The 6,314-nt window shown below is 72.8% G+C and carries 5 protein-coding genes; all 5 read right to left on the bottom strand.

Translation table 11 applies throughout. The features are described from left to right. Window positions 1-5: 5 nt before the first annotated feature. Window positions 6-1,454, bottom strand: coding sequence for an AI-2E family transporter (locus E1265_RS05235; RefSeq protein ID WP_132929022.1), 1,449 nt, complete (start codon window positions 1,452-1,454; stop codon window positions 6-8). 166 nt (window positions 1,455-1,620) lie between these two features. Further along, entirely contained in the window at window positions 1,621-2,337 is a 717-nt protein-coding gene (locus E1265_RS05240) for a transglycosylase SLT domain-containing protein (protein ID WP_132929023.1), read from the bottom strand. Window positions 2,338-2,764: 427 nt separating this feature from the next. Beyond that, entirely contained in the window at window positions 2,765-4,066 is a 1,302-nt protein-coding gene (locus E1265_RS05245) for a PhoH family protein (protein WP_132929031.1), read from the bottom strand. A 390-nt stretch (window positions 4,067-4,456) separates the two neighbouring features. Then, the gene (locus E1265_RS05250) at window positions 4,457-5,245 is read right to left on the bottom strand and encodes an isoprenyl transferase (RefSeq protein ID WP_243740548.1); all 789 of its coding nucleotides are present in this window, start codon (window positions 5,243-5,245) and stop codon (window positions 4,457-4,459) included. Between the two features lie 227 nt (window positions 5,246-5,472). Continuing rightward, window positions 5,473-6,255, bottom strand: coding sequence for an A24 family peptidase (locus E1265_RS05255; protein ID WP_132929024.1), 783 nt, complete (start codon window positions 6,253-6,255; stop codon window positions 5,473-5,475). Window positions 6,256-6,314: the final 59 nt, after the last annotated feature.

Raw genomic sequence — 6,314 nt, forward strand, 5'->3', positions numbered from 1 at the left:
GCCGGTCAGGCGTCGCCCGCCGAAGACGGTTTCGTCGGGGCGAGTTCGGCGATGGTCGCGCCGCTGATGGCGGCGCGGCCGGCGCGGGCGTCGAGTTCCTCCTGGTAGGCCCGCAGGTAGCCGACGACCGTGCTGGTCACCGCGATCAGCGGCACCGCGACGACCGCGCCCGGGATGCCGGCCAGCATCGAGCCGGCGGCGACGCCGAGCACCACGGCCAGCGGGTGCACCCGCACCATCCGGCCCAGGATGAACGGCTGGAGGATGTGCCCCTCGATCTGCTGCACGAGCAGCACCACGCCCAGCACGATCAGCGCGTCCACCGCGGTGGTGGTGACGAGGGCCACCACCACGGCGAGGGCGCCGGAGGCGATCGCGCCGACCAGCGGCACGAAGGCGGAGAGGAAGACGATCACGCCGAGCGGCACGGCCATCGGCACCCCGACGGCAAAGAGGCCGATGCCGATGCCGAGCGCGTCGATCAGCGCGACTATCACCGTGCCCCGCACATAGCCGGTCAGGGTGATCCAGGCGCGGGGCCCGGCGCCCGCCACGCCCTCCCTGGCCGCCCGCGGCACCAGCCGCAGGAACCACTGCCACACGCCGGCGCCGTCGTAGAGCAGGAAGAGCACCACGAAGAGCGCGAGACCGGCGCCGGTGAAGAACTCCACCGCGTAGTTGACGCCTTCGAGGCCGGCCGAGGTCAACTCGGAGCTGTGGTCAGCGATCCAGTCGTTGATGTTATCGGTCCACTCGTTGATGTTCTCCTCGGTGATGTCGAACGGCAGCTCGAGGACCCAGTTCCGCAGCTTGTCGATGCCCTCCTGCACCTGATCGACCAGTCTGTCCGAGTTCTCGATGACCTGCCAGACCACGAACCAGCCGACCAGGCCCATCGCCGCGAAGCCGCCGAGCGCCGTGATGGCGGTAGCCGGGCCCCGGCCGATGCCGAGCCGCCTGAGCCAGCCGACGAACGGCTGCAGCGCGGCGGTGATCAGCAGGCCGGCGGCGAACGACATCACCAGCAGGCTGACCGAGCTGACCACCTGCATCACGACCCAGACCACGCCGGCGAGCACCAGCATCCGCCAGCCGGCCTCGGCCGCCACCCGCACGCCCCAGGGGATCGCCTCCGCCGGCTGGGGTCGGCGCGGCACCGGCGCCTCGGCCGTGCCACCGGGCGGCGGCTCCTCGCCGCCGCCCCCCTCGCCGGCCGCCTTCGGTTCGAGCGCGGGCCCACCGGTCAGCACGGCCTGCCTCGCCCTGGGCTCGAGCGACTTCCCGCCCCCGCCCTCGGGCCCCGTGTCGGCGCGCGCCGCCGACACCTCCGCCTCGCCGCGCTCGCCGGCCTCGCGCTCCCGGCGCTCCTGCTCGCGCTCGGCGTCGCCGCGCAACCGCGACACCCGCGAGCCGACCCGCGACAAACCGGCCCCGAGCCGGCCAAGTCTCGACATCCCTGGTCCCTCCGCCCCCAGCTTTCGTCTCACGCAAACGCGCCTCGACGTTACCTTGGGCCGCCGGACACCGGGGTATCCAACCGGAATCAGTGCTGTCACAAGCGAGGCCCCCGAGCCGCATGGCTCGGGGGCCTCGCGTGAAAGATCGCCGGGATCCTCCGGATCAGTACCAGTTGTTGACGGTCCAGAAGTCCCACGCGCCGCACGGGCTGCCGTACCGCTCGTTCATGTAGTTCAGGCCCCAGCGGATCTGGGTGGCCGGGTTGGTCTGCCAGTCGGCGCCGGCGGAGGCCATCTTGGAGCCGGGCAGGGCCTGCATCAGGCCGTACGCGCCGGACGAGGGGTTGGTGGCCTGGTAGTTCCAGTCGCTCTCGTGGTCCACGATGTTCGAGAAGCACTGGAACTGGTCGGCGCCGACGATCTCCCTGGCCATCTGCTGGATCTCGGCCACGGTGTACGAGGACTGGACGGCGTAGTCGGCCGACGCGCTCGCGGACTGGGCCTCGGCGGCGGCCGCCGCGGCGGCGGCCTCCGCGGCCTCGCGCTCGGCGCGCTCCTGGGCCTCACGCTCCTCGGCGGCCCGGCGCTCGGTGGCGTCCTCGGCGGCCTGGATGCGGGCCGCCTCCTGGGCGGCGATGCGCGCCTCCGCGTCGGCGGCGACGGACTGGATCTCCGCCTGCTGGGTCAACGACGCGGTGTGCAGCTGGGCATTCGTGCCAGCGGGTATCTCCGAGAGCAGCGTCGCTGAGGCCGGGACGACCTCAAGACCCTCGGCGGCGGCGCCCTGCTCGTCCCCCGACGCCACGCCTACGACGGCGCCGACGCTGGTCACAGCGGTGGCGGACGCCACTGCGAATCCCCGGACCGAAATCCCGGTCACACGGTTTCCTTCCGACATCGCCCGCTCGTCACCTCACGGGCACAATCGTGCCCCTGACTCGGGCCTCCCCTGGTGCCGTGGTGGCGGGAGGCGCTGGCCCGGACGGGACCCGGCGCGCGGCGCGCTTGGGGACCCGCGTGGTGCTTCGGGCGGCATACGGCGAGCGGCTGTTCAGTTGTGAAAACGCAGTCCTTGCGGTGCCCTTGGGGGCATCGGTTGCCGTATGCGGGGCCTGACAGACGCACACACTGCCGGAAGCGAGAGCCGGGAAGCAATTCGACCCCGTGTGGGAAAGCTCACACGGGGTCGGGGCTTGTCAAGCTGGGGAATATCGGAATTGACGCGCCTGCCTGGGATTTCGCCGAGGGACCGGGCGGCCCGGCGGGTGGATAACCGCCGAGACGCCCGGTTCACGCCCTTGGGGCGACTAAATGCGCCCCTCCTCCAGCATTTCGGTCACCAGTGCGGCGATCGGGGAGCGTTCCGAGCGGGTGAGGGTGACGTGCGCGAAGAGCGGATGGCCCTTCAACTTCTCGACCACGGCGACCACTCCGTCGTACCGGCCGACCCGCAGGTTGTCCCGCTGGGCCACGTCATGCGTCAACACCACCCGGGAGTCCTGCCCGATCCGGGAGAGCACCGTCAGCAGCACGTTGCGCTCGAGCGACTGGGCCTCGTCCACGATGACGAACGCGTCGTGCAGCGAACGGCCGCGGATGTGGGTGAGCGGCAGCACCTCGAGCATGCCGCGCGCCACGACCTCCTCGATGACCTCGCGGGTGGTGACCGCGGACAGGGTGTCGAACACGGCCTGCGCCCACGGGTTCATCTTCTCGGCCTCGGTGCCCGGCAGGTAGCCGAGGTCCTGGCCGCCGACCGCGTACAGCGGTCGGAAGACCATCACCTTGCTGTGCTGCCGCCGCTCGAGCACCGCCTCGAGGCCGGCGCACAGCGCGAGCGCCGACTTGCCGGTGCCGGCCCGGCCGCCCATCGAGACGATCCCCACCTCCGGGTCGAGCAGCAGGTCGAGCGCGATGCGCTGCTCGGCGCTGCGGCCGTGGATGCCGAACGCCTCCCGGTCGCCCCGGACCAGCCGGATCCCGCCGTCGGGCGCGACCCGGCCGAGCGCGCGACCGCGCTCCGAGGAGATCACCAGGCCGGTGTGCACCGGCAGCTCGGCGGCCGCCGGGTCCTTGACGGTCTCGGCGGCGAAGAGCTCGTCGACCGCCTCGGCGCCCAGCGAGATCTCCACCATCCCCGTCCAGCCGTCGGCCTCGGTGATGGCCAGCTCGGCCCGGTACTCCTCGGCGGCGAGCCCCACCGACGACGCCTTGATGCGCAGCGGCAGGTCCTTGGAGACGACCGTCACGTCGTGGCCCTCGGCCTGCAGGTTGCGGGCCACGGCCAGGATGCGGGAGTCGTTGTCGGGGAGCCGGCCGCCGCCGGCGCGCATGGCCGGGGGCAGGATGGTCGGGTCCGAGTGGTTGAGCTCGACGCGGAGCGTGCCGCCGAGCTCCCCCACGGGCAGCGGGGTGTCGAGCCGCCCGTGCCTGACCCGGAGTTCGTCCAGCCGGCGCAGGACCTGCCGCGCGAAGTATCCGAGCTCTGGGTGGTGCCGCTTGGCCTCCAGCTCGGAGATGACGACGACGGGCAGCACCACCTCGTGCTCGTCGAAACGGGTGATGGCCGCCGGATCGGCGAGCAGGACACTGGTGTCGAGGACGTACATGCGCCGGTCGCTGGAACGCTTCTTGCTGCTGGCCACGTGTGGACGAACCCCCTCGGACGAGGTGTGGAATCAAGGCGCCGCCCAGGGCGCCGGGGGCTGAGAACCGGCCCCGGCCCGCCGCGCACGGGCCAGGACCCGGCCCAGATCCCCGCGAGAGAAGGGGGTGACGTGGTGCGCAAACGGGCCTCCCGGCGGACCGTGCCGACGCACGGTCCGCCGGGAATATGCCCGCCCCTTGCGCATCTCATGCGAAGAACACCCTGGGCGGCCATCTCGCGACAGTGTGGTGACCGCCAATGGCCTCGAGGCTATCCGCCCGGAAATAGGGGTGAAAGTGCCGACGGTCCCTAGCTGAAGTCGCCAGCGCTCCCCGGTGGGGGTGACCGGCGCCTAGACGCCGTACCTCCGGTGCCTGGCCGCGTAGTCGCGCAGTGCGCGCAGGAAGTCGACCTTGCGGAAGGCCGGCCAGTAGGCCTCGCAGAAGTAGTACTCCGAGTGGGCGCTCTGCCAGAGCATGAACCCCGAGAGCCGCTGCTCGCCACTGGTGCGGATCACCAGGTCGGGGTCGGGCTGGCCGCGCGTGTAGAGGTGGTCGGAGATGTCGTTCGTGGTGAGCGACTCGGCGACCTCGTCCAGGGACTGGCCGTCGGCGGCCCGCTTGGCGAGCAGCGAGCGGACGGCGTCCGTGATCTCCTGCCGGCCGCCGTAGCCGACGGCGACGTTGACGAGTATCCCGGGGCGCTTTCCGGCCAGCTCCTCGGCCTCGCGCAGCACCTGGCGGGTGCGCTCCGGCAGCACGTCGAGCGCGCCGACGTGGTTGACCCGCCAGCGGCCGTCCTCGGCGAGGTCGCGCACGGCGCCCTCGACGATCCCGAGCAGCGGGTTCAGCTCCTCGGCCGGCCGGTTGAGGTTGTCCGTGGAGAGCAGCCAGAGCGTGACGACCTCGACGTCCGTCTCCGAGCACCAGCCGAGCAGCTCCTGGATCTTCGCGGCGCCGGCCTCGTGGCCCTCTCTGGTGGTGCCGCCCGCCGCCTTGGCCCAGCGGCGGTTGCCGTCCAGGATGACGCCGATGTGCTTCGGCCCCCGTGCGGTGTCGAGGTGGCCCTCGACCCGCCGTGCGTACAGCCGGACGGCGATGCGACGCAGGGTCTTCTTCATCGCGCTCTTGATCGCGCTCATCGTGTGTGTCAGCCCCTCCTGGCCCTCTCCCCGTGCCCGGGCACTCTAGCGCCGCCGCCCCCGGGCGCGAACCGGAACCGGTGGATCCGGCCAGCCGGGGCGGCGGCGCCTCGGGCGAATCCAGGCATGAAAAGCGGGCCGGTCCGTGGGGGGGGTTACGGACCGGCCCGAGGGGGGGTTTCCACCGTAACGCATGTCGGTGCCTGTCGCATGCATCTGGACGTGAATTAGCTGCCGAGTCCCGCCAGCGCGAGGCCGGCGAGCGCGCCCAGCGCCATGAAAGGGCCGAAGGGCACGGCCGTCCGCCGGCCCGCCCGGCCCGCGATGACCAGGGCCGTCCCGTAGCCGGCGGCCAGCAGGAAGCCGACGAAGGTGCCGGCGAGCACCGCGGGCCAGCCGTACCACCCAAGGGCTACGCCCACGGACAACGCCAGCTTGACGTCGCCGAAACCCATGCCGTTCGGGTTGACGAGGAACAGCACCAGGTAGCAGGCGCCGAGCGCCAGGCCGCCGAGCAGCGCGCCCGGCCAGCTGCCGCCCGCGCCGGGCAGGAGCGTCGTCACGCCGAGCCCGGCGGCGAGGCCGCCGGCCAGCGGCAACGTCAGCGGGTCGGGCAACCGCTGCACCGCGAGGTCCACCGTGGCGAGCAGCACCATCACGGGCGCCGCGAGCAGCCAGACCACGAGTTCCGGGCGGGCGCCGACGGCGGCGGCGAGCGCGGCGCAACAGCCGGCGGTCGCCAGCGCCGTGCCGATCGCGGCCCTGGGCGGCGCGGCGGTGGGCGGGCAGCCGGCGCAGCGGGCGGCGCCCAGCCAGCCGGCGGCGCCGCGGCCGGTCAGCCGATGCCCCGCCGGGCAGGTGGCGCGCCACGGCTCGCCGGCGGGCACCGCGAATCGGTAGGCGGGGCGGGCGAGCAGCGCGCCGGCGAGCGCGCCGTAGCCGGCGGCGGCGACGATCAGCAGCGGATGCACGGAGCGAGCGTAGGCGAGCGTGCGGGGCTGAGAACCCATGCGGGCCGGTCTGCCCGAGTGGGGGGATGGGCAGACCGGCCCGTGAGATGGGCCGGACC

Origin of the sequence: Streptomyces sp. 8K308 (genome assembly GCF_004348315.1) — a bacterium.
GTDB lineage: Bacteria > Actinomycetota > Actinomycetes > Streptomycetales > Streptomycetaceae > Streptomyces.